General features: G+C 70.9%; 19 protein-coding genes, 16 tRNA genes and 1 pseudogene. 28 read left to right on the top strand and 8 right to left on the bottom strand.

Annotated features, from left to right (window positions below):
- Positions 1-394: 394 nt before the first annotated feature.
- The 18 genes from V1633_RS35375 to V1633_RS35290 all read left to right on the top strand — a co-directional run bounded on the left by V1633_RS35375 (position 395) and on the right by V1633_RS35290 (position 3,864).
- Positions 395-467: transfer RNA gene (locus V1633_RS35375), tRNA-Trp, on the top strand.
- A gap of 106 nt (positions 468-573) precedes the next feature.
- Positions 574-646 (top strand) — tRNA-Pro (locus tag V1633_RS35370).
- A gap of 6 nt (positions 647-652) precedes the next feature.
- A tRNA-Glu gene (locus V1633_RS35365) sits at positions 653-725 on the top strand.
- A gap of 11 nt (positions 726-736) precedes the next feature.
- Positions 737-807 (top strand) — tRNA-Gly (locus V1633_RS35360).
- 24 nt (positions 808-831) lie between these two features.
- Positions 832-904, top strand: a tRNA-Leu gene (locus tag V1633_RS35355).
- A 24-nt stretch (positions 905-928) separates the two neighbouring features.
- Positions 929-1,001 (top strand) — tRNA-Gly (locus V1633_RS35350).
- A 39-nt stretch (positions 1,002-1,040) separates the two neighbouring features.
- Positions 1,041-1,481 (top strand): HNH endonuclease, encoded by a 441-nt coding sequence (locus tag V1633_RS35345; RefSeq protein ID WP_331218565.1) that lies wholly within the window; start codon positions 1,041-1,043, stop codon positions 1,479-1,481.
- Positions 1,482-1,517: 36 nt separating this feature from the next.
- Positions 1,518-1,589 (top strand) — tRNA-Gln (locus V1633_RS35340).
- A 6-nt stretch (positions 1,590-1,595) separates the two neighbouring features.
- A tRNA-Leu gene (locus tag V1633_RS35335) sits at positions 1,596-1,668 on the top strand.
- A 78-nt stretch (positions 1,669-1,746) separates the two neighbouring features.
- Positions 1,747-1,819 (top strand) — tRNA-Leu (locus tag V1633_RS35330).
- A 50-nt stretch (positions 1,820-1,869) separates the two neighbouring features.
- Positions 1,870-1,953, top strand: a tRNA-Ser gene (locus V1633_RS35325).
- Between the two features lie 5 nt (positions 1,954-1,958).
- Positions 1,959-2,032, top strand: a tRNA-Arg gene (locus V1633_RS35320).
- A 123-nt stretch (positions 2,033-2,155) separates the two neighbouring features.
- Positions 2,156-2,899 (top strand): DUF7873 family protein, encoded by a 744-nt coding sequence (locus V1633_RS35315; protein WP_331218564.1) that lies wholly within the window; start codon positions 2,156-2,158, stop codon positions 2,897-2,899.
- Between the two features lie 405 nt (positions 2,900-3,304).
- Positions 3,305-3,387 (top strand) — tRNA-Ser (locus V1633_RS35310).
- A gap of 53 nt (positions 3,388-3,440) precedes the next feature.
- Positions 3,441-3,513 (top strand) — tRNA-Val (locus tag V1633_RS35305).
- Positions 3,514-3,522: 9 nt separating this feature from the next.
- Positions 3,523-3,596, top strand: a tRNA-Glu gene (locus V1633_RS35300).
- Between the two features lie 111 nt (positions 3,597-3,707).
- Positions 3,708-3,781: transfer RNA gene (locus tag V1633_RS35295), tRNA-Arg, on the top strand.
- A gap of 4 nt (positions 3,782-3,785) precedes the next feature.
- Positions 3,786-3,864 (top strand) — tRNA-Cys (locus V1633_RS35290).
- Between the two features lie 44 nt (positions 3,865-3,908).
- Here V1633_RS35290 and V1633_RS35285 read toward each other — a convergent pair.
- Entirely contained in the window at positions 3,909-4,202 is a 294-nt protein-coding gene (locus tag V1633_RS35285) for an SCO4848 family membrane protein (RefSeq protein ID WP_331218563.1), read from the bottom strand.
- Between the two features lie 113 nt (positions 4,203-4,315).
- Positions 4,316-4,924: a DedA family protein gene (locus V1633_RS35280; protein WP_331218562.1), complete on the bottom strand. Its 609-nt coding sequence runs from the start codon at positions 4,922-4,924 to the stop codon at positions 4,316-4,318.
- A 209-nt stretch (positions 4,925-5,133) separates the two neighbouring features.
- On the opposite strand from V1633_RS35280, the gene V1633_RS35275 reads away from it, so the two are divergent.
- Positions 5,134-5,337, top strand: a complete 204-nt coding sequence (locus V1633_RS35275; protein WP_331218561.1) for a cold-shock protein — start codon at positions 5,134-5,136, stop codon at positions 5,335-5,337.
- A gap of 31 nt (positions 5,338-5,368) precedes the next feature.
- On the opposite strand, the gene V1633_RS35270 is transcribed toward V1633_RS35275, so the two are convergent.
- Both V1633_RS35270 and V1633_RS35265 read right to left on the bottom strand, forming a co-directional pair.
- A complete protein-coding gene (locus V1633_RS35270) occupies positions 5,369-6,664 on the bottom strand; it encodes an MFS transporter (protein WP_331218560.1) in 1,296 nt (431 codons plus the stop codon).
- Positions 6,661-7,233, bottom strand: a complete 573-nt coding sequence (locus tag V1633_RS35265) for an ArsR/SmtB family transcription factor (protein WP_331218559.1) — start codon at positions 7,231-7,233, stop codon at positions 6,661-6,663. The genes V1633_RS35270 and V1633_RS35265 overlap by 4 nt, the downstream gene beginning before the upstream one ends.
- Before the next feature lie 138 nt (positions 7,234-7,371).
- On the opposite strand from V1633_RS35265, the gene V1633_RS35260 reads away from it, so the two are divergent.
- Entirely contained in the window at positions 7,372-8,412 is a 1,041-nt protein-coding gene (locus V1633_RS35260; RefSeq protein ID WP_331218558.1) for an NAD-dependent epimerase/dehydratase family protein, read from the top strand.
- 132 nt (positions 8,413-8,544) lie between these two features.
- Here the strand turns inward: V1633_RS35260 and V1633_RS35255 are convergent, their stop codons facing one another.
- The 3 genes and pseudogenes from V1633_RS35255 to V1633_RS35245 all read right to left on the bottom strand — a co-directional run.
- Positions 8,545-9,435 carry a peptidoglycan recognition protein family protein gene (locus V1633_RS35255; RefSeq protein ID WP_331218557.1) on the bottom strand — a complete coding sequence of 297 codons (891 nt, stop codon included), beginning with the start codon at positions 9,433-9,435 and terminating at the stop codon, positions 8,545-8,547.
- A gap of 151 nt (positions 9,436-9,586) precedes the next feature.
- Positions 9,587-10,441, bottom strand: coding sequence for a transglycosylase SLT domain-containing protein (locus tag V1633_RS35250; RefSeq protein ID WP_331218556.1), 855 nt, complete (start codon positions 10,439-10,441; stop codon positions 9,587-9,589).
- Between the two features lie 193 nt (positions 10,442-10,634).
- Positions 10,635-12,053: pseudogene (locus V1633_RS35245) on the bottom strand (DedA family protein); the annotation flags it as partial.
- Between the two features lie 136 nt (positions 12,054-12,189).
- Here V1633_RS35245 and typA point away from each other — a divergent pair.
- The 4 genes from typA to V1633_RS35225 all read left to right on the top strand — a co-directional run bounded on the left by typA (position 12,190) and on the right by V1633_RS35225 (position 17,112).
- Positions 12,190-14,058 (top strand): translational GTPase TypA, encoded by a 1,869-nt coding sequence (typA, locus tag V1633_RS35240; RefSeq protein WP_331218555.1) that lies wholly within the window; start codon positions 12,190-12,192, stop codon positions 14,056-14,058.
- Positions 14,059-14,073: 15 nt separating this feature from the next.
- Positions 14,074-14,904 carry a serine hydrolase gene (locus tag V1633_RS35235; protein WP_331218554.1) on the top strand — a complete coding sequence of 277 codons (831 nt, stop codon included), beginning with the start codon at positions 14,074-14,076 and terminating at the stop codon, positions 14,902-14,904.
- A gap of 49 nt (positions 14,905-14,953) precedes the next feature.
- Positions 14,954-16,045 (top strand): mandelate racemase/muconate lactonizing enzyme family protein, encoded by a 1,092-nt coding sequence (locus V1633_RS35230; RefSeq protein ID WP_331218553.1) that lies wholly within the window; start codon positions 14,954-14,956, stop codon positions 16,043-16,045.
- A 146-nt stretch (positions 16,046-16,191) separates the two neighbouring features.
- Positions 16,192-17,112, top strand: coding sequence for a C40 family peptidase (locus V1633_RS35225; RefSeq protein WP_331218552.1), 921 nt, complete (start codon positions 16,192-16,194; stop codon positions 17,110-17,112).
- A gap of 135 nt (positions 17,113-17,247) precedes the next feature.
- Here V1633_RS35225 and V1633_RS35220 read toward each other — a convergent pair whose 3' ends face one another.
- Positions 17,248-18,252, bottom strand: a complete 1,005-nt coding sequence (locus V1633_RS35220) for a TerC family protein (RefSeq protein WP_331218551.1) — start codon at positions 18,250-18,252, stop codon at positions 17,248-17,250.
- A gap of 578 nt (positions 18,253-18,830) precedes the next feature.
- Between V1633_RS35220 and V1633_RS35215 the strand changes: the two genes are divergently transcribed.
- From V1633_RS35215 to V1633_RS35200, 4 genes are all read left to right on the top strand, one after another.
- Positions 18,831-20,633, top strand: coding sequence for a stealth family protein (locus V1633_RS35215; protein WP_331218550.1), 1,803 nt, complete (start codon positions 18,831-18,833; stop codon positions 20,631-20,633).
- Positions 20,630-21,625: a hypothetical protein gene (locus V1633_RS35210; protein WP_331218549.1), complete on the top strand. Its 996-nt coding sequence runs from the start codon at positions 20,630-20,632 to the stop codon at positions 21,623-21,625. The genes V1633_RS35215 and V1633_RS35210 overlap by 4 nt, the downstream gene beginning before the upstream one ends.
- A 17-nt stretch (positions 21,626-21,642) precedes the next feature.
- On the top strand, positions 21,643-24,459 hold the full coding sequence (locus V1633_RS35205; RefSeq protein ID WP_331218548.1) for a stealth conserved region 3 domain-containing protein: 2,817 nt from the start codon (positions 21,643-21,645) through the stop codon (positions 24,457-24,459).
- 67 nt (positions 24,460-24,526) lie between these two features.
- Positions 24,527-24,820 (top strand): antibiotic biosynthesis monooxygenase family protein, encoded by a 294-nt coding sequence (locus V1633_RS35200; RefSeq protein ID WP_331218547.1) that lies wholly within the window; start codon positions 24,527-24,529, stop codon positions 24,818-24,820.
- The last annotated feature ends 10 nt before the right edge of the window (positions 24,821-24,830 follow it).

Below are 24,830 nucleotides of genomic sequence, written 5' to 3'. Positions count from 1 at the left end.
GGCCGAATTGGACCGCGCAAGGGATCGGTCGACGAAACCGGAAACGGTGTCGGAAAAGATGTTGCCCGCTTCGCGGTGTGCCGCCTACCGTGGTCCTCACAAGCGATCGAACAGATCGCCCGGGCGGCACCACCGAAAGGGCGGCGCCACCGGAATGTGGCAGCACCACCAGGACCAGGCGACACCGACCGACAGGGAGCATCCGATGTTGTGGCAGGCCTCATCCCGATCGCTACGGCAGTCGCCGTACGGTCCGGCGGGTGCCGCCCGACTCGGGCGATCCGGCCACCTGCCCGCCGGTGAATGTGTCAGCCTGGGCTGCTGGCGGACGTAACGCGATTTCCACCGCGTTCACGCCGCCCTCCCACCGGGACCGGGCGGCGTTTTGCTACCCAGGGGTGTGGCGCAACCGGTAGCGCAGCGGCCTCCAAATCCGAAGGTTGCAGGTTCGAGTCCTGTCACCCCTGCTCTCTCTCCCCCGACCTCGGCCGGCGGGACTGGTGCACTTGATAAGTCCACAGTGGATGGTTGAGGCCCGGTCGGTGCGGCTGCACCGCGCCGACCGGGTGCTTTCCGGGGCGAGGGAGACGGCTGACCCGCCTGTTTTGGGAACAGGAGAAAACGAGTTCGATTCTCGGGTCCCGGACCGCACGGACCGTTGGAGTAGTGGTTATCTCGCCAGGCTCTCAACCTGGAGAACGCCGGTTCGAATCCGGCACGGTTCACGTACGGCAACGCGGCTGTAGCTCAATGGCAGAGCACCTGGCTTCCACCCAGGGGACCGGAGTTCGATTCTCCGTCGCCGCTCGACGACCGGCGCCGCCGGTCGACGTTCCGGTAGCCCAACGGCAGAGGCAGCGCGCTCAAACCGCGCCCAGTGTGCGTTCGAGTCGCACCCGGAGCACGTTGCCCGCTCCACCCCCGTTTCGCGGCTGTAGCTCAGTCGGCAGAGCGCGACATTGCCATTGTCGAGGTCCCCGGTTCGAATCCGGGTAGCCGCTCCGAAATCCACCCGCCACGACAAGTAGAGGAGGTATCCGGTGGACGTCCTGGTCATCAACGCCGACCTCGGCCCGCTCCACCGGGTCAGTCTCCGGCACGCCGTACGGATGCTCGTCCGGCGGGTCGCCGAGATCCACGAGGCCGAACCAGACCGGCTGATCGGGGTGTACCCGATGCCCAAGGTCCTCCGCCTGGTCCGGTACGTCGTCACCCGCTGGCGGTTCAGCGCCGGGCCGGCCTGGTCCCGGGCCGGTGTCTTCGCCCGCGACGACCGACGCTGCGCCTACTGTGGCGGCCACGCCAGCACCATCGACCACGTCCTGCCCCGCTCCCGCGGCGGCCGGAACACCTGGAGCAACACCGTCGCCTCGTGCGGCGGCTGCAATCAGCGCAAGGCGGACCGCACCCCCGGCGAGGCCGGTCTGGTGTTGCGGTTCGAGCCGTCGACCCCGAGCTGGGCGACGCTCCCCCGGCGCTGACCGCGGCCGGCGGACCTCGTCACCGCCGGCCGCCCTTCCCGGATCGTCCAACTGGCAGGACGCCTGACTCTGGTTCAGGAAACCGAGGTTCGAATCCTTGTCCGGGAGCGCGATGCCCTCGTAGCCCAACGGCAGAGGCAACGGTTTGAGGGACCGTACGGTGCGCGTTCGAATCGCGCCGAGGGCACTTCGGGGTGGGTGCAGGTGCACAGCGTTGCCTTGCAAGCTACGCGTGCGCGGTTCGATACCGCGTCACTCCACTCGGGCCCGGGTAGCCCAACGGAAGAGGCCGCCGGCTCAGAACCGGTGTGTTGCAGGTTCGACTCCTGTCCCGGGTACGCACGAACCGGCCGCGCGGAAAGCCGTGCGCGGTCGGGCACGCGCAGCTGGAAAGATGGCCGAGAGGTCTAAGGCACCGCCCTGCTAAGGCGGCCCGGCCCAGCCGGCGAGGGTTCGAATCCCTCTCTTTCCGCGCACGCCCCTGTAGCTCAGTGGACGAGAGCGCCTGGCTACGAACCAGGAGGTCGGACGTTCGAGTCGTCCCAGGGGTACCTTGCGGAGGTTCACGGCTTCCGATCCCGGTGGCGGGGCGGATCCGGCCGTCCCGACCAGACAGGGTCGCCGCCGGCGACGGCGGCGGATATCGTCCGCCCGACGACATCGAGAGGATCAGGGTGCCTGACCAGACCGCGCTCCACAAAATCAACGCACTCGTGCAGAGCTTCAAGCCACAGGCGAAGCGCGAACTCACCGAGGCGCACCGGCGTACCCAGAAGGCGCCACCGCTGTCCGGCATCTCCCGGACGTACCAGCCGTTCGCCGACGACATCCGCGAACATCTGCCGCCGGAGTCGACCCGGGTGCAGTACACCGTCCGGGAGGTTCTCGACGAGGTGGCAACCACCATGGGACGGCTGTTCGACCTGCAGTTCCTGCAGGACGTCGGCAACTCCCAGGCCACCGCGGACGTGGTGGTCGACGGGCAGCCGCTCGTCCGGGACGCCCCGGTCACCTACCTGCTGTTCCTGGAGAAGCAGCTGGTCGACCTGCGAACCTTCGTGGACGGGCTGGCCGTGCTGGACGCCGCGGAGAAGTGGGAGTTCGACCCGGACCGAGGGTGCTACGCCTCCGCGCCGAGTCAGACCCAGAAGATGCGCAAGGTGCACCGCAACCACGTGAAGGCCGAGGCGACCGAGAAGCACCCGGCGCAGGTCGAGGTCTACACCGAGGACGTACCGGTGGGCACCTGGACCACCGTCAAGCTCTCCGGCGCCCTCCCGGCGGAGCGGGTCAAGCAGCTCCGCGGCCGGGTCGACAAGCTGCTGGAGGCGGTGAAGGTGGCGCGGGAAGAGGCGAACAGCGCCACGGTCGGGGACCGCAAGGTCGGCGACCAGATTTTCGGCTACCTCTTCGGGTAGCCTTCAGACGCCCCTGGGAGCGGGGGTGGGCGCGCAGATGCGCGTCAGACTGAGGCTGACTTGTCAGACTCACCCAGGTGACGGTTCCAGTGGAGGTTCGAGTCCTCCTCTCGGCACACCACGAGCCGAGATAGCCCAACTGGCAGAGGCAGATCGTCACCGATCAGGCTGAGACTATCGCTCCAGACTCAGCATTCCCACCCATCGCCAGATCCACCGGCCCACGACAACCTCGACGAGATGCTGGTTCGAGTCCAGTCTGCCGCTCCAACCTGCGGCGGTCGCTTAATGGCAAAGCACGTCGACCGGAGCCTGATCGTCGGCCTTAAACGTCGCTGGCGTGCGAACGGGTGGAAATTGAGGGGCCCCGGGGCAGGGCATACCCCGGGGCTCCGCCACCTGCCCGGAAGGTGCCGCCCGGTGGTGGGCGACCGGTCTTGAACACCGGGGTGCCGGCAACGGCAGGGGTTCGACTCCTCCACCTTCCTCAACCCGGTGATCAGTCACCACGGGCCCGGGTACGACGCCGGGTCCCGCTCCCGTTCCGGTAGCTCAGCTGGCAGAGTGCCGCCTCGACACGGCGGAGGTCGGAGGTTCGAACCCTCCCCGGAACACGCACCGATGGCGCCGTGGACGAGCGGCCAGAGTCGCCGGACTTTCACTCCGGAGAGCGCGGGTTCGAATCCCGCCGGCGCCACCTGGACACATCTCGCGCGTCGTGGGCGGCTGGTCGCCCGGCGGTCCGTAAAACCGCTGCCTTCGGGCATGCCTGGTTCGAGTCCAGGGACGCGCACCCGGTCGCACCACTGCCCCCGTAACTGAGCCGGAGAGTGCGTGGCGTTCCGCGCGCCGAGGCCGCTGGTTCGATCCCGGCCGGGGGTATCCCGACCTCGTCACGTCCCCGGTGGGGCGGCCCGCCTGCAAAGCGGGTGATCCGATTACGGGTTCGACTCCCGGCGAGGTCTCGACACCAACACCATCCACTGTGGCGACCGTCCCGGAGGCCGTCCTACCGACCGGGGCGCCCAGTCTCGTCGAGGGTCGCTCCGTCGGGTCGTCCGGCTCGACGGGCCGCCCACCAGGCCCGTACGCCGAGCGCGCCGACGGCCGTACCGATCGCGAGCGAGGCTCCGATCAGCAGTGCGTGCACCCACAGGAACCCGGTCGGGCTTCCCTGCCCGATCTGCCCGGTCGACCAGGCCCGGGTGTCGTTCCAGATGGCCAGCCCGAACCGGGGCCAGATGGCCCAGGTCCACACCCCCACCAGGATCAGGAACCCGGCCCAGCGCCTCGACAACACCATGGCTGGTGAGTATGCCAGCCGACCTGGTCAGGCCGGTCGGCCACGGCACCGGCGGCGACTTTCACCGCCCCCGGTGCCGCGTGCGCCCTGCTGCCGGTCATGCCCGGTTCCGGTCAGCCCGACGCCGCGCCGGCGAGTCGGCGGCGAACACCGAGCAGCACCAGTCCCCCGAAGAGCAGCCCGATTCCGACCGTGCCGAGCATCGCGAAGTCCTCCCCCGGCAACAGGTCGCCGAGTGACCGCGCCACAGTGCCGAGTACCACGTACAAACCGGCCCAGAGCACCGCGCCGACGGTCGCGAACCCGATGAACCGGCGGTACGACATCCGCAGCCCCCCGGCGGCGAGCGGCAGCAACGCGTTCAGCACCGGCAGGAACGGCGCCACCATCACCATCCGGCCGCCGCCGGTACCCAACACCCGCTCGGCGGCCGACCAGCGCGCCTCCCCGATCCACGCCCCCGCACGGCTGCGCCGCAGGCGCCCCCCGAACCGGCGTCCGGCGAGAAAGGTGAGCGACCAGCCACCGAGGCAGCCGACGATCACCACGAGGAATGCACCGGCGCTGGCCGGCCGTCCGACCCCCACCGCCGCGAGCACCGCGACGTCGCCGGGCACCAGCACACCCAGCAGCGGAATCGCGTCGAGCATCATGACCCCGCCGAGCACCGTCAGGAACACTCCCGCCGGTAGTTCCCCCACCTGAACCAGCCAATCCGCCACGTCAGGAACGCTACGTGGGAAAACCGGCCCGGACCTCCGGGTCGTTCCCGGACCTCACCCTGACGCGGTCTCGGGGTCGGCTCCCCCGGCGGGCGTAGACCACCGGAGGCAGCACCTCGCGACTTCCGGCCGCACCGGACGGCCGGGCCGGCTACTGTCGATGGCGTACGGGGCGCGCCGCGAACAGACGCGCCGCTAAGGAGACACGCATGGCAACCGGCACCGTGAAGTGGTTCAACTCGGAAAAGGGCTTCGGCTTCATCGAGCAGGACGGCGGAGGACCAGACGTCTTCGTCCACTACTCGGCGATCGCGACGTCCGGCTTCCGGGAGCTCAACGAGGGACAGAAGGTCGAGTTCGAGGTGACCCAGGGCGAGAAGGGTCCGCAGGCGGCGAACGTCCAGCCGCACTGATCCGCCACCCGCCGTCGGCGGAGCCCGGCCGTCAGTCCCCGTCCGGGGCCGGGCGGTCGGGCAGGTCCCGTCGTCGGGGCAGGGGGCCGATCAGCAGGACCAGTCCGGTCAGCGCGAGGTAGCCGGTGATGACCCACATCGCCGGTCGTACGCCCAGTGTGGCGCCGAGCGTGCCGCCGACGACCGCGCCGAGCGGCATCGGCCCGAGGTTGACGACCTGCATGGTCACCATCACCCGGCCGAGCAGTTGGCGCGGGACGTACGTCTGCCGGAACACGCCCTTGATCACGTTGCCCGCGACAACACCCGCGCCGATCAGCACGCCGGCGACGACCACCAGGGCCAGTCGCGGCCCGGTCCCGGTCAGCGGGATCAGCAGCCCGGCCGGCAGGGCGCCGATGTTGCACACCAGCAGCGCCCTGGCGCTGCCGAGCCGGCGGCCCAACCTTCCGGCGACGGCGGCGCCGAGCACTCCGCCCATGCTCATCCCGGCGGTGAGCACACCGACCGTGCCGGGACCGACCCCGACCTCGCGGATCAGGAAGACCACCAGGATCGCCTGGTAGGCGATCAGACCGAGGTTGGACAGCGCACCGAACAGGCTGAGCACCCGCAGGTACGGGTCGCCGAAGGTGAACCGTACGCCCTCGGCGATCTCCCGACGCAGACTCGTCGCCGGCCGGGGCCCGTCGGTGCGGGGCTCCCGGGTCCGGATCATCAGCAGGCAGACGGCGGAGCCGACGAAGCTGACGACGTCCACCAGCAGGGCCGTCGCCGCGCCGATCAGTTGGGTCAGCAGGCCGGCGGCGCCCGGGCCGGCCACCTGTGCCACCGACTCGGTGCCCTGCAGTTTCGCGTTTCCCTCTGGTAGGTCGGGGCGGGCCAGCAGTGCCGGCAGATACACCTGGTACGCGGTCTGGAAGAACACCTTCACCGCGCCGCCGCCCAGGGCGACGACCAGCAGCTGTCCGATGGTCAGCACGCCGAGGGCCGCGGCGACCGGAACGCTGAGGAACAACGCCGCCGCGACCAGGTCGCAGGCGACCATCATCGGCCGGCGCGGTAGCCGGTCGACCCAGGCACCGGCGGGCAGTCCGACGACCAGCCAGGGTAGCCAGGACGCCGCGGTGAGCAGCGCCACCTGGAACGTGCTCGCCTTCAGGGTGGCGACCGCCACCAGGGGTAGCGCCACACTCGTCACGCTGCTGCCGAAGCTGCTCGCCGCCTGGCCCATCCAGAACAACCGGAAGTCGCGCTGCCGCAGGACACCACCGCGCCGGGGCAGCCGTTCCCGGGTCGGCGCCGGGGCGGTCACGACGCCGGTCACGGGCGGGCCGGGACGGCGTGGGCGAAGAAGAACACCGGCTCGCGTCGCTGGCCGTCCTCCGGCACCTCCCGCTCGCTCCACCTGTTGAGCAGCGCGACCACCTCGTGTTCGAGTTCGTGCAGTTCGGCCGGGGTGAGCCGGAGCCACCCGTCGGTGGAGAACGGCGCCTGGTCCCAGGCCGCGCGTTCCTCGTCGCTGGTGGCGTACCACTCGCGGACGATGCTGCTCTGGCGGTCGAGGTTGAGTGAGAGGGTGGCGTGCAGGACGGCCTCGGCGGCCGGGTCGCCGGTGAAGTCGGCGCTGGCCCAGCGCAGCCCGGGCGCGGCGAGTTTCCACCAGCGTTCTCGTCGGTCCCGGGCGAGTTCGGGTGCCTCCCGTACGAGGTCGGAGGCGGCGAGCACCTTGAGGTGGTGGCTGACGTTGGCCACCGCCTGGTCGGTGCGTTCGGCGAGCATGCTCACCGTTGACGGGCCGTCGACCTTGAGCACGTCCATGAGCCGGCGACGCAGCGGATGGGCCATCGCGGCGAGCACCCGGGAATCGGTGACCTGACGGATCTCTCTCTCCATGCTCCCAGGCTGCTATATGCAAGAGTTCTTGCACAACTGGTATTGCACAAATTCTGTTGCGGACCCGTCCGGAGACGGGGTTCGGCTGGCAGCGAAAGCCGGGCGACACCGGCCCCGGCCGGCCCTAACCTGGGGCGCATGGAGAAGCTCGCGCTGGTGCTCGGAGCCACCGGCCAGATCGGCCGCGCCGCCGTACGGGCACTGGTCGCCGACGGCTGGCGGGTCCGGGCTGCCGCGCGCGGCCTGCGCGCCGGCGCGCCCTGGCCACCAGGCTGGGACGTCGAACTCGTGTCGCTGGACCGCGAGGACGACGCCGCGTTGGCCGCCGCCGTCCGCGACGGCTGCGACGTACTGGTCGACACCGTCGCGTACGGCGGTCGGCACGCCCGGCAGCTGCTCGGGCTCGCCGACCGGATCGGCTCGGCGGTGGTCGTCTCCAGCGCGGCGGTCTACGTCGACGAGGCCGGCCGGGGCATCGGCGGCGACGGCGCCCGGTTCCCCGTGCCGATCACCGAGGAGCACTCGACGGTGGCCCCCTCCGACGGCGGACCCGACGCCAACTACGCCACCGAGAAGGCGGCTCTGGAACGGGAACTGCTCGCCGCCGGGGCGTTCCTGCCCACCACACTGCTGCGGGCCGGCGCCATCCACGGGCCGCACACCGTGCACCCTCGGGAGTGGCACTTCGTCAAACGCGCCCTGGACAACCGGCCGGTCCGGGTCCTCGCCTACCGTGGCGAGAGCCGCTTCCACCCGGTCTCCACCGCCAACCTCGCCGAGCTGATCCGGCTCGCCGCCGCCGAGCCCGGCGCCCGGGTACTCAACGCCGCCGACCCGGAGCCGCCCACCGTACGGGAGATCGGCGCGGCCGTACACGCGGTGCTGGACCACCACGCGGAGGACGTGCTGATCGACGGCCCGTCACCGGCGCCGCCGGTCGGCGAGACGCCGTGGTCCGTGCCGGAACCCGTGGTACTGGACATGAGTCTGGCGGAGCGGCAGCTCGGCTACCGTCCGGTGACCGGCTACCTGGACTCGCTGCCGGAGACGGTCACCTGGCTGGTGGACGCGGCGCGGGGCCGGGACTGGCGGACCGTCTTCCCCGACCTGGTCCGGAACTACCGGACCGACTACTTCGACTACCTCGCCGAGGACGCCTGGCTCCGCCGGCGCCACTGAGCGGACGACGCACCGCACCCGGCCCCGCCGGGTCGACACCGTCGTCCCGGCTGGGCCGCCGTACCTCGCCGGAGAGCCGGGCCGACCGGAAGATCCGGACCAGGCCCGGCTACGACCGGCGGGCGCCGCCGGTCACGCCGCCGGGGTGCCCGCGGCGGCGGCGAGCTTCGCGGCCAGTTCCGCCGCCCGCTCCCCGAAGGCCGCCCGCAACGCCACGACCGCGTCGTCTAGGTCCTTCGAGCCGAGCCCGCTGAGTACGCCGTCGATGATCTCCTGCTCGTTCACCCAGTCCTTGCCCAGCATGGTCATCTGGTTGGCCTTGATCTCGGTCAGCGTCGCCTCGATGTTGTAGAAGTGCTGCCGGATGTCGGTACGGCCACTGCCGTCCGGCTTCTGCGCACCCTTCCACAGGAGGTAGTTGTTGTCCCTGGCGAACTTGAGCAGTTGCTCCTGCTCCGCATCGGACAGTGCCGGCATGGTGTTCTCCTCTCCGGACAGCAGCGCGGCGACGTCGCGCCTGAACCGGTCCATGTTGAAGCTGGGATCCGTCTTGACGCTGGCGTGCCCGTAACCGCCCGGCTGGTGCTCCTTGTGGCCGGCGACGCCCCAGCCGGTACGCCGCCGGATCGCGGCCACCCCCCGGACGTACGAGTCGTACTGCCGGTCCGTCCACGGCTCACCGAGCGCGTGCTGGGCCTCGATGCCGACCAGGCCGGAGTTGCCGACCCCCTTGAACGGTCCGGCCCAGCCGACCAGGACGTGGTTGCACCGGCCGGAGGCGATCACGTGCCAGTGTCCGGTACGGGACAGGTAGAGCTGGGCGATCGGCGGTGGCGCGGTGGCGGAACCGTTCAGCAGGACGTAGATCTCGCCGGCGTCGGTGCTGGTCCGGGATCCCCTGGTCTCGTGGCAGATGATGCCGTGCGGGTCGAAGGAGGTCGAACCCCGGCCGCGCCACCCACCGACCTCGTGGACGGTGAGCCCGGCGGAGCGCAGCACGTCGGGGAGCCAGAGCAGTCGCATCGGTAGGCCCTCCTAACTCGGAGGCAAGGTTCCACTACCGACCGTATCCATGACATCGAGCGGCGTCCAGTCGGCCGACCTGCCAATCTGAACAAAAGCAATGGTCAACCCGGATGTGACCGGATTCCGTCCGAGGTTCCGAGAGCCGGGCTCAGAACGCCAGGCACTCACACTCCGTCATCAACGCTCGGACGTTGCGGACGTACTGCGGGTTGGGGATGGTCAACGGCTGCCCCTCCTCGGCCACCGCACCGTGTCCGTAGTTGTACGCCGCGATCACCGCGTTCAGCAGACAGGAGTTCAGCTCACTGGTGCACAGGTCCGCGTCGAGCCGGTAGTCGGCGTCGAAGTACATGTCGCCGATGTACTTGGTGGTCCAGGCCAGGTAGGTGGCACCCAGGTACGCGTTGTCCTGGTAGTCGTCGATGTCGTACGACTGCTCGAAGCGCTGGTTCATCCACGTCGCGGTGTCCGGCATGACCTGCATCAGTCCCCTGCCGCCGTCGCAGGCGATGATGTTGGACTGCCAGCCGCTCTCCTGCCAGGCGGTCGCCTTGAGCAGGTCGACCGGGATCCGGATGCTCGGTGCCGAGACCGGCCAGTAGGTCCGCCCCGCCGCGTTGGTCAACGCCTGCTTCACCGCCGCCCTGCTGGCCTGAGTGCCCTCGTATCGCGGCTTGGTGCACTCGTCGTCCGGCGGCTTCGGCGCGGGCGGTACCTCGGTCTCGGTCGGCGGCTTCGGAGTCTTCCGCGGCGTCGGACGACGGCTCGGGGCCTTCGACGGCGTCGCGGACGGTGTCGGCTTGGCACCCAGCCCCACCACCGCCGGCGGTTCGGGGGTGGCCGGCTCCGTCGTCTCCGCGACGGTCTCCGGCTCGGCCACCTGCGCGGCACCGGCCGCCGGGTCGGTGTTCTCCGTACCACCGTTGGCGCAGCCCGCGGTCAGCATGGCCACCACCGCCACCGTGCCGAGTACCAACCTGGCCCGGCGTAACCGCTCGGTCATCCGCGTACCCCCCGATCTCCCGGCGCACACTAACAGCCACGCCCTCGACCCGGGGGTCGGTCGTTCAGGAGGCGTCCGCCGGGGCCCGGACCGCCGGCTCGCCGGCATCGACCGGTTGCACGGTACCGGCCGGTTCAGCGGCATCGGCCGCCTGCACCGGACCGGCTGGCTCAGCGGCATCGGCTGGTCGCACGGCACCGGCCGGTGCGGTCGATTGCCGGCCCGCCGGCTCCGTCACCGCCGGCTCGGCCGAACCGGCGGCGACGGTCGCGGCGCCGACCGCCCGGTCCCGGGTCGCCCAGGCGACCATGAACACCGCCGTCCACAACACGCCGAGCAGCATCGAACTGACCGTCTCGCTCGCCGAACTCCAGCCGACGTAGAGACGGGCGCCGGCGACCGTCACCACCCCGACCGCCGCCACCGTCCAGGCCGCCACCGCGACCGGCCACCGGCTCTGTCGGCCGAGCAGCCAGGCCAGGGTGCAGAGACTGGCCGCGACCACGGCGTTCTGTGCCGGAAACAGCACCACCGTGCTGTTCCGGGTCGGCCCGGTCACGTCGGCGACCAGACTCAACACCACCAGCGGCACGAAGGCGCCGACCGTACCCAGCACGCTCAGCAGATCGGCCCGCCAGGGCCGGGCACGCCAGCCGACCACCGCGGCCACCACCGCCACCACCAGGATGAGCACCGGGCCGCGCAACGCGCCGATCGCGCCGTGCGCCAACTCGGCCACCCCGTCGGTACGTCGTGACGCGAACCACTCCGCGATCGTGTTGTCCACCACCGCGAGCCCGCTCTGCGCCACCAGCAGTTCGAGCAGCGAGGCCAGCGCGAACCCGATCCCGAAGAGCAGCGCCAACCCGGCGACCAGGTTGGTCAGCAGCGTCCAGCCCGGCCCGATGTGCACCGCCAGCACGAAGAACAGCACCCCGTACCGGCGACGCATCCCGCGCAGCGGCGGTGTCGCCGCAGCCCGGGCCAGCAGGGCCCTCACCGGATCCGGGTTGCGGCCCAGCCAGCGGCCGACAAGCACGATGACCACGACAAAGACGATCAGCAGCAGTACCGCCCCGGTCGCCCGGCCGAGATAGTGGGAGACGGTCTCGTACGACTCCCCGGCCAGATAGCCGGCGAGCACCGAACCACCGACCCAGCTCACCACCCCGGCCAGGTTCCACGGCGCGAACCGCCGGTACGGCATCCCGGCGCTGCCGGCCAGCCGGGGCACCAGGGTCCGGGCGAACGCCACCCAGCGGGCCGCGAGCACGCCCCGCCCACCGAGCCGACTCAGCATCGCGTCCGCCCGCTGCCACCGTTGCGGGCCCACCCGGCGTCCCCACCTGCCGGCCCGCAGCCGTGGACCGTGCCGTCGACCACTGCGGAACGCCAGGGTGTCACCCACCGCCGCTGCGAGAATCATCACTACCAGGGCCGGTCCCAGCCGGAGCAGACCGGCGTAGGCGAGGAAGCCGACCAGCAGCAGAGTCGCCTCCGCCGGCATCACCAGGCCGACGATAAGCGCGGTCTCAGTGGCCACCAGCAGCGCAGCAGCCACATAGACGAGCAACGGCGGCAACTCCTGCACCACCGTCAACACATCCTGCACGTCGACCCCCCGGACATCCCGGCCAGCATGCCAGGCTGACGACGGGACAGTTCCATGATTACGGCTCATCCACCCGGCCGCCTCAGGGGGAACCCGGACACCGGCCCGGGAGAGCCGGCCTGGGAGGATGGAGGACATGCAGACCCGCGCCGACCTCCGTAACGTCGCCATCATCGCCCACGTCGACCACGGCAAGACCACCCTGGTCGATGCCATGCTGCGACAGGCCGGCGCCTTCTCCGCCCGGGCCGAGCCAGCCGACCGGGTGATGGACTCCATGGACCTGGAGCGGGAGAAGGGCATCACGATCCTGGCCAAGAACACCGCCGTGCGCTACGTGCCGGCGGACGGTTCCGACCCGGTCACCATCAACATCATCGACACCCCCGGCCACGCGGACTTCGGCGGCGAGGTCGAGCGCGGCCTGACCATGGTCGACGGCGTGGTGCTGCTGGTCGACGCCAGTGAGGGCCCGCTGCCGCAGACCCGGTTCGTGCTGCGCAAGGCGCTCAAGGCCCGGCTGCCGATCATCCTCGTGATCAACAAGGTGGACCGGCCGGACGCCCGGATCAAAGAGGTCGTCGACGACACCTACGAGCTCTTCCTCGACCTGGACGCGGACGAGGAGCAGATCGACTTCCCGATCATCTACGCCTGCGCCCGCGACGGGATCGCCTCGCTGACCCAGCCGGCCGACGGCACCGTACCCGAGGACAGCAGCTCGCTGGAGCCGCTGTTCCGGACCCTGCTCGACACCATCTCGCCGCCCGCCTACGACGAGGACCACCCGCTGCAGGCGCACGTCACCAACCTCGACGCCTCGCCGTTCCTCGGCCGGCTGGCGCTGTGCCGGGTCCGCCAGGGCACCATCCGCAAGGGTGAGAGCGTCGCCTGGTGCCGTACCGACGGCACCGTCGAGCGGGTCCGGGTCTCCGAACTGCTGGTAACCGAGGGACTGGAGCGCACCCCGGCCGAGTCCGCCGGTCCCGGCGACATCATCGCGGTCGCCGGCATCCCGGAGATCATGATCGGCGAGACCCTCACCGACCCGGAGGATCCCCGGCCGCTGCCGCTGATCACCGTCGACGAGCCGGCCATCTCGATGACCATCGGCACCAACACCTCCCCGCTGGTCGGCAGGGTCAAGGGCGCCAAGGTCACCGCCCGGATGGTCAAGGACCGGCTGGAGCGGGAGCTGATCGGCAACGTCTCGCTGCGGGTCCTGCCCACCGACCGGCCGGACGCCTGGGAGGTCCAGGGCCGTGGCGAACTTGCGCTGGCCATCCTGGTCGAGCAGATGCGCCGCGAGTCCTACGAGCTGACCGTCGGCAAGCCGCAGGTGGTCACCCGGGAGATCGACGGCAAGACCTGCGAGCCGGTGGAGCGGCTCACCATCGACGCCCCGGAGGATTACCTCGGCGCCATCACCCAGCTGCTCGCCACCCGCAAGGGCCGGATGGAGCAGCTGGTCAACCACGGCACCGGCTGGATCCGGATGGAGTGGCTGGTACCGGCCCGGGGCCTGATCGGCTTCCGGACCGAGTTCCTCACCGCCACCCGGGGCACCGGCATCCTGCACCACGTCTTCGAGTCGTACGAGCCGTGGTTCGGTGAGCTGCGGACCCGCAACACCGGTTCGCTGGTGGCCGACCGTACCGGGGTCGCGACCGCCTTCGCGATGCTGAACCTGCAGGAGCGCGGCACCCTCTTCGTCGAGCCGACCACCGAGGTGTACGAGGGCATGCTCGTCGGCGAGAACTCCCGCGCCGACGACATGGACGTCAACATCACCAAGGAGAAGAAGCTCACCAACATGCGCTCCTCCACCAGCGAGGAGACCGAGAAGCTGATCCCGCCACGCAAACTCTCCCTGGAACAGGCGCTGGAGTTCTGCCGCGAGGACGAGTGCGTCGAGGTCACCCCGGCCGCCATCCGGCTGCGCAAGGTCATCCTGGACGCGCAGTCCCGGGCCCGGGCCACCGCCCGGCGCAAGCACGCGAGCTGAGCGCACCGTACGGCGATGACCTGGGACGAACTCGACAGCGAACTCGCCACCGCGCCCGGCACGGTTTCGGTGTACGTCGGCCGGCCGGGCGCCCGGCCGGCGTACACCCGGCGGCCGGACGAAACGCACTACGCGGCGAGCACGATGAAGGTGGCGGTGCTGGCCGCCCTCTACCGGGCCGCCGAGACCGGCACGCTCGACCTCGACGCCCCGGTCCCGGTGCTGAACGACTTCGTCTCGGCGAAGCCGGGGGCGGACCGCTTCTCCTGCGGGCCGGACCACGACAACGACGGTGAGGTCTGGGCCCGGCTCGGCGGGACGGCGACCCTGCGCTGGCTCGCCGAACGGATGATCGTCCGGTCCAGCAATCTCGCCACCAACCTGGTCCTCGGGCACGTCGGGCTCCCCGCCGTCGACGCGGTCTGGGTCGACAGCGGTGCCCGGCACAGCCGTACCGGCCGGGGCATCGAGGACTTCGCCGCCCGGGACGCCGGGCTGGACAACCAGGTCACCGCCGCCGACCTGGCCGGGCTCTTCGGCGCGATCACCCGGTCCCGGCTCGCCGGGCCGGCCACCTGCACCGCCATGCTCGACGTACTCCTGCGTCAGGAACGCGGCGAGGACCTGGCCGCCGGGTTGCCGGAGGGCACCCGGATCGCCCACAAGAACGGCTGGGTCCGGGGCGTCCGGCACGGCGCCGGCATGATCTTCCCGGCCGACGCCCCACCGTACGCCGTGGCGGTCTGCACCAGCGTGGCCCCGGAAACCGGCGACGACGCGGCGGCCTGCCGTCTGATCGCCCGGGTCTCGGCGGCGGCGTGGACGGCCCGGCACCGGCTGGCCTGACCAACCCGGGGCCCCAACGGGGGCACCGATGCGGATAGGGTCCCTTCCCATGTCGATCGCCGCCGTGCGAACCCACCGGGTCTCCGCCCCGCTGCACACCCCGTTCGTCACCGCGCTGCGGCGTACCACCACAGTGGAGACCCTGGTGGTCGAGGTGGTCGACACCGACGGACGGTCGGGGTTCGGTGAGGCGCCGCAGGTGTGGCAGGTGACCGGTGCCTCGGTCGGCGGGGCACGGGCCTGCGTGGAGGAGATGTTGGCCCCCCTGCTGGCCGGGCGCGACGCCGACGACCTGGTGGCCCGGTGTGTCGAGGTCCGTCGGGCGGTGGTCGGCAACGAGGCGGCCAAGGCCGCCATGGACGTCGCACTGCACGACCTGGCCGCCCGCCGGCTCGGCGTGCCGCTGGTCCGGCTGCTCGGCGGTACGTCCCGGCGGGTGCGCACCGACGTGACCCTCTCCGCCGGGGACGCGGTGGAGTTGGCGGCGGCGGCGAAGCAGCGGGTCGCCGACGGTTTCGACGTGTTGAAGGTCAAGGTCGGCACCGATCCGGCAGGTGACCTGGCCCGGGTCCGTGCCGTCCGGGCCGCCGCCGGTCCGGGGCCGCGGATCCGGCTGGACGCGAACCAGGGTTGGACCCCCCGGGAGGCGGTCCGGGTGATCCGGGGCATCGAGGACGCCGGTCTGGACGTCGAACTGGTCGAGCAGCCGGTGCCGGGCCACGACATCGCCGGGCTGGCCTGGGTCAGCGACCGGGTCGACCTGCCGATCCTGGCCGACGAGGCGGTGTACGGGGTGCGCGACCTGGTCGAGGTGATCCAGCGGCGGGCAGCGGATCTGGTCAACGTGAAGTTGGCCAAGTGTGGTGGCCTCGGCCCGGCCCGTACGCTGCTGGAGCTGGCCGACGCGCACGGCGTGGGCACCGTGGTCGGTTCGATGATGGAGAGTCAGATCGGGCTCGGTGCCGCCGCCAGCCTGGTCGCCGCGTACGGCACCACCGCCGTGTCCGACCTGGACGCCGCCTGGTGGCTCGCCTGGTCGCCGGTACGGGGTGGGATCCGGTACGAGGCACCGCACGTGCTGCTCCCCGACGCCCCCGGACTCGGGGTCACCGGACTGCACAGCTCCCCCACCCCGCGCTGAGCGCATCCACACTGGACCGGCCCGCGCTGAACCCGACCCGGAGCTGACCGGTTCCGGACAGTAATGAAGGCAATGTGCAACGCGCCATTGCAGGCCGGCGCTATCTTTCATATGGTCGGGCGCAACGCCGAGGACGGAGGGGCGACATGGCACTGCGCCCAGGCCACGAAGCTGTCGTCCGGGTCGCCGTCGCCACCCTGTGGAGCCGACCCGAGGCCGTACGCCCGGTCGACGCACCGGCGCTGGCCCGCCGCACCGACATCCCCGGCTGGGTCTCCGGACTCACCGCCGAGCAGCGGGTCGGGGACTGTGTGCTCAGCCAGCTCCTGCTCGGCGAGCGGGTCCTGGTCGAGGAGGTCCGGCCGGACGGCTGGGCCCGCCTGATCGCGGTGGAGCAGCCGGCGGCCCGGCTGGACCCGCGCGGCTACCCCGGCTGGTTGCCGGTCGACCAGCTCACCGAACCCGCGGACGCCGTGGCGCCGCACCCCGCCCTGGTCGTGGCCGCCACGACGACCACGCTGCACGCCACGCCGGGCGGACCCGTGGTGCTCCCCGGCGTGGTCCTCGGCACCCGGTTGGCCGGGGCGGGGCCGGTCCGCGCCGGCTGGCGTCCGGTGCGGGTCGCCGGCCACGACGGACCGCTCTGGGTGGCCGACGCCGAGGTGACGGTCGCGCCGACCGGGTCACCCCGGCCGACCGAGGTGCTCGCGGTGGCCAGCCGGCTCCGCGATGTCGTGTACCTCTGGGGCGGCGTCTCGGCGTACGGTATCGACTGCTCCGGCCTGGTGCACCTGGCCTGGCGGCGGTTCGGCGTACGGCTGCCGCGCGACGCCGGTGACCAGGCCGCGGCGACCAGTCCGGTCCCGTTGGGCGACGAACGTCCCGGCGACCTCTACTTCTTCGCCCGCCCCGGCCGACCCGTGCACCACATCGGCATCGTCACCACCCGGCCCGGTGGCGACCGACGGATGCTGCACGCGTGTTACACCCAGCGACGGGTGTTGGAGGAGGCGTTGCCCGCCGAGCGGGCCGCGACCCTGGTCGGCGTGCACCGCGTGCTCCGCTGACGTCGAGTGTTTCGCGCGCCCCGTGCTCCGCGCGCCCCGGGCGAGCCGCCAGCGCGCGGCCGGACAGCCCGGCGGGACAGCTGACCGGGCCGAGCCGGCGCCCCGGCCGGACCGGCCAGCCGGGGCGGCATCGGGTCAGGCCTGGCCGACCGACACCCGCTCCGCCGCCCGGCGGTCCCGGTTCGACTTGATCAGACTGGCCACCGTCGCGGCCGCCAGGGTGCCCAGGATGATGACCAGGGAGAGCCAGATCGGGATGTGCGGCGCCCAGCTGATGTGCTCGCCACCGTTGAGGAACGGCAGGTTGTTGCCGGCGAGCGCCTCCAGGACCAGCTTGACGCCGATGAAGCCGAGCACCACTGCGAGGCCGATGTTGAGGTAGATCAGCCGGTCGAGCAGCCCGCCGAGCAGGAAGTAGAGCTGGCGCAGCCCCATCAGCGCGAAGACGTTCGCGGTGAAGACCAGGTACGGCTCCTTGGTGATGCCGAAGATGGCCGGGATCGAGTCCAGGGCGAAGACGAGGTCGGTGGTGCCGATCGCGATCAGCACGATCAGCATCGGGGTGAACAGACGACGACCGTTCTCCACGATGGTGAGGTGGGTGCCGACGAAGTCGCGGGAGACCGGCAGGGCGCGACGGCTCCACCGGATCAGCACGTTCTCCTTGAACTCCTCCTCGGTCGGTTCGCCCTGACGGAAGAAGTTGATCGCCGTGTAGATCAGGAAGGCGCCGAAGATGTAGAAGACCCAGGAGAACTGGGCCAGCAGGGCGGCGCCGGCCGCGATGAAGCCGCCGCGCAGGACCAGGGCCAGCACGATGCCGATGAGCAGCACCTTCTGCTGGTACTGCCGGGGTACGCCGAACCGCGACATGATGATCACGAAGACGAAGAGGTTGTCCACGGAGAGGCTGTATTCGGTGAGCCAGCCGGTGTAGAACTCCCCCGCGACGGTGAAGTCGTTGGTCAGCGCCAGACCGACCCCGAAGATCAGCGCGAGGCCGACGTACAGGGCGACCCAGAGGCCCGATTCCCGGAGGCTGGGCTCGTGGGGTCGGCGACCGATGATCAGAAGATCTATCAACAGGATCGCCGTCAGTACGACCAGCGAGACGACCCACACCCAGGCGGACACGTTCAAAGCACTCCTCCGGCAGACACACGAGCCACCGCCGGCACGGCAGCACCGTGCGTCAGCGGTGTAGACGGTGGTGACTGTCTGAGGTCTCTTCCGCCACCGTCACCCGGCCACTGCCGCGCGACGACAACCTGCGGTGCCGGGTCTCGCGCCGGGTTGGGGCCGGCCGAGGACCGTGTTGACGACACCACGGTGAAGGAATACTCCCCTCCTACAGCGCCATTCTTCACCATTCCCGGTTCGCTCCGCATCTCCCCCGTCCCAGATGTGCGGACGGCCACCCCCCGTACGGCATCCTAGGAGGCTAGGCGTAACGCTTGGTGCTATGTCCGTCATCAGCCGCCCCGATAGACCCTGAGCGTTTGCTGAGGCACCAGGGAGAGTGTCCAAAACATGAATGGTGCTGGTACCTTTCGCTGCGCGCGGCTGACACCGTGTGTAACTCACGGGCGCGGCGATGCCTGCCCGATTAGTGCTACTGAGTCGGATTCGTACGGTCTGTTGGTGGAGACGAGGCGAAACGTGGAAAGCACGGTGGCTGCTACCGGTCTGCGGTCAACGGGGGACTTGGGGGTGCGGCGGTGATCGCGCTGAAGGTGTATCGCGCCCTCCCGAAGTCGTACCGGCTCAAGTTCATCCAGTTGCTCCCCCCGCAGCGGCAGCTCTGGCTGGTCCGGCGGCTGACCCGGATGGCACCCCGCCGCTCCCGGGTCCCGGTCGGGCAGCTGCGCCGGGTGAAGGACCACGGCACCTGGGTCCGGGCCGTCGTCGCCGCGGAGGCGTCCCCGGCCGCCCTGTGGCGCCGCAACCTGGACCTGGTCACCCAGGCGCTGAACAGCGCCGGCATCGACAACTTCTACGTACGTCACCTCGACAACCTGCGCAGCTCCGTCGCCGTACCGCTCAGCCGCAAGGCCGAGGTGCTCCGGGTGCTCACCCAGGCGGCCCGGGGCCAGGGCGTGGTGCTCCGCCACGTCAACAAGGCCGGTGACCCGATCAAGCCCAAGCGGGCCAAGATCGTGCAGCTCTTCCACGCGGTGACCGACCCCGGTGGCGGCACCGTCTACGGTCGCCAGTTCGCCTGCGAGGTCGAGTTCTGGCGCGCCGTCCCGGCGCAGGAGTCGACGCCGGTCCCCCAGATCATCGCGCCGCGCAACAACCAGATCGCCCCGTCGCTGCCGGCCGCCGGCCAGACCGAGGCGGTCCCGGCGGCGGACCTCAACCACTTCGTGCCCTACCGCGACGTCACGTACCGGACCCGCAGCGAGTACGCGCCGGTCGGCTACGAGCAGGTCACGTTCCCGATCGACCTGGTCTACACCTGGGTCGACGGCAACGACAGCGACTGGCAGCAACGCAAGAACCAGGCGTTGCGGGACAACGGCGAAGCCGAGATCAACATCATCGCGGCCAACATGTCCCGCTACATCAGCCGGGACGAGCTGCGCTACTCGCTGCGCTCGGTGCACGCGTACGCGCCCTGGGTGCGGCAGGTCTACCTGGTCACCGACGACCAGGTGCCGCCGTGGCTGAACACCGAGCACCCGATGGTGCGGGTGGTCCGGCACCGGGAGATCTTCGCCGACACCGGCAAGCTGCCCACCTTCAACTCGCACGCCATCGAGTCGCGGCTGCACCGCATCCCCGGGCTGAGCGAGCACTTCATCTACGTCAACGACGACATGTTCTTCGGCCGGCCGCTGCAGCCGGACACCTTCTTCCACGCCAACGGCGTCTCGAAGTTCTTCCCCTCGCCGGCCCAGCTCGACGTCGGCCCGGCGACCATCCACGACGCCCCGGTCACCGCCGCCGGCAAGAACAACCGGCGACACATCCAGGAGCATTTCGGCCGGACCATCACGCAGAAGATGCGGCACGTGCCGTACCCGCTGCGTAAGAGCGTGCTGGAGGAGATCGAGCGGAACCTGCCGGCGGAGGTGGCCGGCACCGCCACCCACCAGTTCCGGCACCCCGAGGACCTGTCGATCCCGTCGTCGCTGCAGCACTACTGGTCGTACTTCTCCGGCCGGGCGGTGCCCGGACCGATCGAGTACACGTACGCCGACCTGGCACACCCGTCCACCCCGGTGAAGCTGGCCCTGCTGCTGGCCAACCGACACAGCGACGTCTTCTGCCTGAACGACACCGAGTCGAGTGACGTGCTCCTCACCGAGCAGCACGCGATGCTGACCGACTTCCTGACCGCGTACTTCCCGTTCCCGGCGCCGTGCGAGCTGCCGGCCGGAACCGAGGCGGAACGGGCCGGCATGACCTCGACCGCGCGGGCCGAGGCGTTCCTGCCGCCGGCACCCGCCATCCCGGCGCCCCGGGGTGCCGAGGTGAGCACGGACGCGCCGGCCGGTCAACCCGAGCGGGTCGGATGAGTCAGCAGAACCGACAGGCCTGGTCACCGCCCCGGCTGCTCCAACTCGCCTCCGGCGCCCGCCGGCGGGCCGACCAGGCCACCGACCAGCTCGTCCGGCGGATCAGCCGGCTGCGTTACGACCCGGTGGTGAACCTGCCCCGCGCGAACGGCGACTTCCTCGGCGTACTCGACGGGCGCACCCTGCAGGTTCACGCCCTGCTGCCGGCCGGCACCGACCCGGCCGCCCGGGCCGAGCTGCTGCTCGTCCGGGGCCGGCACGTCCGCCGCTGCCCGGCGACGCTGCGGCCCCGGTCGGACGGTCGGCACTCGGTCGAGGTACTGGCCCGGCTCGGCGACGGCCCCGGTGAGCTTCCGCTCGGCAAGGGCACCTGGTCGCTCGCGGTCGCGGTCGCCGACCGGGACCAGCCGGAGCGGCGCTACGGCCTGCGGATCGCCGAACCCGCGGACCGGCCCGGGCCGACCGTGGCGGTGCCGCCGCACCCGGTCACCGGCTGGACCTACTGGCCCGGCCGGGGCGTGAAGGGCGTGGCCCAGCTGACCGTCACCGGCCCGGCGGCACAGGCCGAGGTGGTGGCGCTCGACCACAGCGGCGCGCGGGCACGGATCCGGGCCCGGCTGGTCGGCGTACGGCGGTGGGAGGAACCGGCGGTGGTCTTCTCGCCACGTCGCGGCGGTCCGGACCACGTCGTGCCGATCGCACCTGTCGACGGTCGGTTCGAGGTGACCGTGCCGGTCGCCGACCTCGCCACCGGACGCCCCGGCGACGAGGTGATCTGGGACGTCCGGGTCCGGGTCGCCCCGACCCGGCTGATCCGGATCGGACGGTTCCTGCACGATCTCCGCGAACCACGGTCGGTGCTGTTGACCAGTCGGGTCATCCTGCCCACGGACGGCGACGACTTCGTCGGCTACCGCCCCTACTACACCGCGAGCGGCGGTCTGGCGGTCGCCCTCCTCCGCTTCACGCGCTTCACCGGGATGCAGAGTTGAAGATCACATTTTTGTTGATGACCGCCGATGCCATGGGCGGTACCGAACGGGCCATTCTGACCCAGGCCGACCACCTCGCGCAGCGGCACACGGTGGAGGTCCTCAGCGTCTACCGGACCAGCAAGGAGTCCTTCTACCGGGCGGACGACCGGGTGCGGGTGCGCTACCTGATCGACCAGACCGGGCCGACGCCCCGGCCGACCCGACCGTCCACGGTCAGCGACGCCGACTTCGACCGGCTCTTCCGCAGCGCTCCCCGGCTGATGCCGGCGTCCTGGGACGAGAACGCCAACCGGCTCTTCGAACTGGAACTCGAGCGCGGCCTGCGGTCGATCGACACCGACGTGCTGGTCACCTGCTCCCCCGCGCTGATGGCGGTGGCGACCACCTACGCCCCGCCGTCCGTGGTCACCGTGCACCAGGAGCACCGCCCCTCCCAGTTCCGGGGCCCGACCGGGCAGCCGCTCTTCGAGTACGTGCCCCGCCTCGACGCGCTGGTGCTGCTCACCGACCGGACCCGGGACTGGTTCGCCGACACGTTCGCCGCCGCCGTGCCGCGCCTCGAGGTCATCCCGAACGGCATGGCGGAGGGTTTCCGCCCCCGGTCGGGCCTGCACAACCCGATCGTCATGATGGCCGCCCGGATGCACAAGGAGAAGCAGGTCGACCACGCCATCCGGGCGTTCAGCAAGGTCGTCGCCACGCACCCGGACTGGACGCTGCGGATCTTCGGCGACGGGCCGCTGATCACGCCGCACCGCCGGCTCGCGGCCGACCTCGGCCTGCACGACCAGGTCCAGTTCATGGGCCCGACGCCACGGATCGTCGAGGAGTGGTCGAAGGCGAGCATCGCCCTGCTCACCTCCCGCGACGGTGAGGCGCTTCCGCTGGTGCTGCTGGAGGCGTTCGCCGCCGGCGTACCCGCGGTCGCGTACGACATCGAGACCGGGCCGGGCGAGATCATCACCCACGGCCGGAACGGTTTCCTGGTCACCGCCGAGGACGAGGACGGCGTCGCCGAGGCGCTCAGCACGCTGATCGCCGACGAGCAGCTGCGCCGGGAGTTCGGCGCCAACGCGCTGCAGGCCTCCGAGGCCTACCGGCTCGGCCCGATCATGGACCGCTGGGAGCAGCTCTACACCGAGCTGGTCGCCGCCCGGGACAGTCACGAGCAGGGTCGCGCCGACCGGATCGCGATCTGGCTCAACCGCACCGGCGGGTCCGGGTTCGCTCCGGCGGCGCCCCGGCCCGGACCGGTCACCAGCGGCGAGGACGTGTCGGCGGTCGAGGCGCGGATCCAGCAGGCGATCCCCGGCCTGGTCCGCTCCGGCGGCCGGCTGGCCGTCGTACGCGACGACATGGTGCCGGCCGACGCCACGTACGCGAACCTGGCCACGGTCGCCGGTGTGCTGGAGCGGTACGGCATCCCGTACTGGACGGTGCCGGACCCCGGCCTCCGGCACCGGGTCGCGGTCGGCGAGGAGCAGCGGCCGGCGGTGCTGACCGCGCTCTCCGAGGGTTTCGCCGAGGCCCCGGTGTACGTCGAGACGTTGGCGGTGCAGTCCAAGGTGACCGGGGTGACCCTGGCCGCCTGCCTCGCCGGTGACCTGCGGGCGGCCACCGCCGCCGGGTTCCGGGTGTTCAAGCCGACCGTCTCCACCTCCCGCACCCTGCGCTACGGTCCCGGCTACGGCTGTGACCTGGAGTTCTGGCCGGAGACGGAGGATGGCACGGGGGTCCGGCCGATCCGGCGGACGATCATCGGCCACACGATCCCCCGGGGCTCGACGACTCCGGCGACGATCCGGGTCCGGGACCGGGACTACCCGACGATCGAGGGATTCGCCCAGCGGTTCGTCAACGAGGTCGACTTCCCGATCGACGTGGTCTACACCTGGGTCGACGGCAACGACCCACAGTGGATCGCCCGCAAGGACGAGGTGCTCACCTCGATGGGGCGCCCGCCGACCGAGGCGGCCGGCGGACAGGCCCGGTTCCGCGACCGGGAGGAACTGCGCTACTCGTTGCGGTCGATCGACATGTACGCGCCCTGGGTGCGGAACATCTACCTGGTCACCGCCGGTCAGACGCCGGCCTGGCTGGATGCTTCACACCCGCGGATCCGGGTGGTCGACCACCTGGAACTCTTCGGTGACCGGGGCAAGCTGCCGACCTTCAACTCGCACGCCATCGAGTCGCAGCTGCACCACATCGACGGGCTCGCCGAACACTTCATCTACTTCAACGACGACTTCTTCCTGGGTCGACCGGTCAGCCCGAAGCTGTTCTTCCACGCCAACGGGGTGGCGCAGTTCTTCCTCTCGCCGACCCGGATCCCGATGGTCGAGGTGTCCGAGCAGGACGACTTCAACTTCAGCGCGGCGAAGAACAACCGGCGGCTGATCCGGAACCTGTCCGGGCGTACCCTCATCCAGGGCCTGCTGCACGCGCCGTACCCGATGCGGCGCAGTGTCGGTTACGACCTTGACCGGGAGTTCCCGGACGAGGTCGCGCGGACCGCCGCCAGCCAGCTGCGGGCGCACAGCGACGTCTCGATCGCCTCGTCGCTGCACCACTACTACGGCTTCCTGACCCAGCGGGCGGTGCCGGGCAACCTTGTGATGCAGTACGTGAACACCGGTGACCCGCTCGAACATCCGATGCTCACCAAGATCCTGGTCACCCGGGAGAACGACACGTTCTGTCTGAACGACACCCACCACGGTGACCTGGACGCCGACACCCAGGGCCGGGTCGTCTCGGCCTTCCTGGAGAGCTACTTCCCGGTGGCGAGCCAGTTCGAGCGGGGAGGTTCCCGCAACCTGACCCGCTGACCGCGCAACTCTGGGACGGGCCGTCCCCGCCGCTCGTGGCGGGGGCGGCCCGTGTCACGCTCGGCGGATGATTCTGGAAGTCGCGTTGATCGACGTCGTCGCCGGTCAGGAGGAAGCGTTCGCCAAGGCGTACGCGGAGGGCCACCACCTGGTGGCCACCACCCCCGGTTGCCGCTCGGTGCGGATGACCCGGGGTGTCGAGTCGCCGTCCCGGTTCGTGCTGCTGGTGGAGTGGGACACGGTCGAGGCCCACCTGGAGAACTTCCGGGACAGCGAGCGGTTCCCGGCCTGGCGGGCGCTGATCGGACCGTACTTCGCGTCGCCGCCGGTGGTGGAGCACTTCGTCGACGTGCCCGCCTGAGCCGCCCGGA

The organism is Plantactinospora sonchi (genome assembly GCF_036422035.1).
GTDB lineage: Bacteria > Actinomycetota > Actinomycetes > Mycobacteriales > Micromonosporaceae > Plantactinospora > Plantactinospora sonchi.
The sequence above is the reverse complement of the archived record's forward strand: the minus strand, read 5'-3'. Positions and strand labels throughout refer to the sequence as shown.